At 68.9% G+C, this 2215-nt stretch carries 2 protein-coding genes and 1 pseudogene; all 3 read right to left on the bottom strand.

Features of this window, described 5'->3' with window-relative positions; all coding sequences use genetic code 11:
- A pseudogene (locus tag C7402_RS46045) lies at positions 1-182 on the bottom strand (formimidoylglutamate deiminase); the annotation flags it as partial.
- A gap of 28 nt (positions 183-210) precedes the next feature.
- A complete protein-coding gene (gene hutI / locus C7402_RS46040; protein ID WP_116615298.1) occupies positions 211-1428 on the bottom strand; it encodes an imidazolonepropionase in 1218 nt (405 codons plus the stop codon).
- Positions 1425-2126 carry a HutD/Ves family protein gene (locus tag C7402_RS46035; RefSeq protein WP_116615297.1) on the bottom strand — a complete coding sequence of 234 codons (702 nt, stop codon included), beginning with the start codon at positions 2124-2126 and terminating at the stop codon, positions 1425-1427. Before C7402_RS46035 ends, hutI begins: the two co-directional genes overlap by 4 nt.
- Between the last annotated feature and the right edge of the window lie 89 nt (positions 2127-2215).

Here is a 2215-nt window from a genome sequence, read left to right as displayed (position 1 = left end):
ATGATCGGGCCTGCCGCGTGCGCCACACCGGCGGGCGCTTCAGGCAGATCGGGCGTCACGCTGCGCAGCGTGCCCGTTGCGTCCCATTCGAGCAGTACGTTGCGACGCCAGCCGTCGGGGAGGTAGGCGTGCCCGGCAAAAAGCGCACGCGCGGTTGAGTTCGAGTCGATGATGGGATTCATGCGTGAAGTTAGTGCTTGAAAGCAGCGCTCAAAAGCGACGCTCAAAAACCGTCTCGCCGCCGCGCACCACGCGGGCGCACAGCGGACGGCCGATCCAGTAGGCCAGTTCCGCGAGCGATTGCACGGACCACACGGCGAAGTCGGCGGGGCGACCCACGCCAAGCTCGCCATGACGCTGCGCATCGCCGAACGCCTGCGCCGCGTGGCGCGTCACGCCTTGCAGCACCTCGGGCACGGTCATACGGAACAGCGTGGTCGCCATGTTCATCATGAGCAGCAGCGACGTGGCCGGCGACGTGCCCGGATTGCTGTCGGTCGAAATGGCGATCGGCACTGCGTAACGGCGCAGGAGATCGATCGGCGGCAATTGCGTTTCCCGGATGAAGTAGTACGCGCCGGGCAGCAGCACGGCCACCGTGCCGGCGGCCTTCATGGCGGCCACGCCCGCTTCGTCGAGAAACTCCAGATGATCGGCCGACAACGCGCCGTGACGCGCGGCCAGTGCCGCCCCGCCGCCGTTGGAGAGCTGCTCCGCGTGCATCTTGACCGGGAGCTTGCGCCGTGCGGCGGCCTCGAACACGCGCTCGCTCTGCGCGAGCGAAAAGCCGATTCGTTCGCAGAACACATCGACGGCGTCGACGAGTCCTTCGTCTGCCAGCGCGGGCAGCATGCGTTCGCACACTTCGTCGATATAGGCGTCGGCGCGTCCCGCGAATTCGGGCGGCAACGCGTGCGCGCCAAGAAACGTCGTGCGCACCGTGACCGGATAGCGTTCGCCGAGGCGGCGCGCGACGCGCAGCATCTTGCGCTCGGACGCGAGATCGAGGCCATAGCCCGACTTGATCTCCACGGCCGTCACGCCTTCGGCGAGCAAGGGCTCCAGACGCGCAGCCGACTGCGCGAACAACGCGGCTTCGTCGGCGGCGCGCGTGGCCCGTACCGTCGATACGATCCCGCCGCCCTGGCGCGCGATTTCCTCGTAGCTCACGCCCGCCAGGCGCTGCGCGAATTCGTCGGCACGCTGGCCGCCGTAGACGAGGTGCGTATGGCAATCCACGAGACCGGGCGTGACCCAGGCGCCGCCCAGGTCTTCACGCGGCCATTCGGCGAACGAGGACGGCAGCTCGGCCGCCGCCCCCAGCCACGCGATCTTGCCGTCTTCCACGGCAATCGCGGCGTTTTCGACGGTTTGCCCCGGATCGCCCTGCGGGCACAGCTTGAGGTTCTGCCAGAGAGTGCGTTTCATTGCGTGTGCACGGCATCGTGCGATGCCGCGTCCGTGGTGTCGTGCTGCGGCGAGTGAGGCGTCTGAGACACGCCGAGCAGGTCCAGCGCGACGGCGAGCAACGCACCGGCGCCCTGCGTTTCGATCTGCAACGGGCGCAGCGCGTCGAGCATGTCGATGCGCAGCGTGTCGCCCGTTGCGAGGCGCACCTGGCGGCAGCCGTCGACGATCGCGACCTGCTCGCCCTGCGCGCAATAGAGCAGCAGCGTTTGCGCCTGCATGCTGCGGCGCCCGTTCTCGCGCCACACGTCCAGCGTGCCGCGCGCCGCATCGCGACGCACCATGAGATTGAAATCGCGCGTGGCGCCGTTCACGAGGCGGGCGTCGATGGCCGCTTCGCCCGCAAAGTGCGCCACGTCCAGCGGTTGCGTGAGCACATGCGTGCGGCCCGCTTCGTCGAGCAGCATGCCCGCGCCTTCGAGCAGCGCCAGCGTGCGGTCGATGCCCTCGAAGCGCGAGAACGGCCCGGCCTGCGCGACATCGGCCACGCTCACGCGCCACGCGAACGTGTCGAGCGATGCGCTCGCTTGCGAGCCCGTACGCGGCGTCACATGCGCTATGGCAATCTCGCGCGTGACGCCGCCGCCGTTCTTCCACGGCGACGCCACGAGCGCCGCCCCACGCAGCAGCGTGAGCTTCGCGTTCTGTACGTTGCTCATCGGCCGAGCATCGGCAGCTTGAGGCCCGCTTCGCGCGCGGTTTGCTGCGCAAGCTCGTAGCCCGCGTCCGCGTGGCGCATCACGCCCGT

The organism is Paraburkholderia unamae (genome assembly GCF_003096875.1).
GTDB classification, from domain to species: domain Bacteria; phylum Pseudomonadota; class Gammaproteobacteria; order Burkholderiales; family Burkholderiaceae; genus Paraburkholderia; species Paraburkholderia unamae.
Note: the sequence above shows the minus strand (reverse complement) of the source record. Positions and strands in the feature narration are given on the sequence as shown.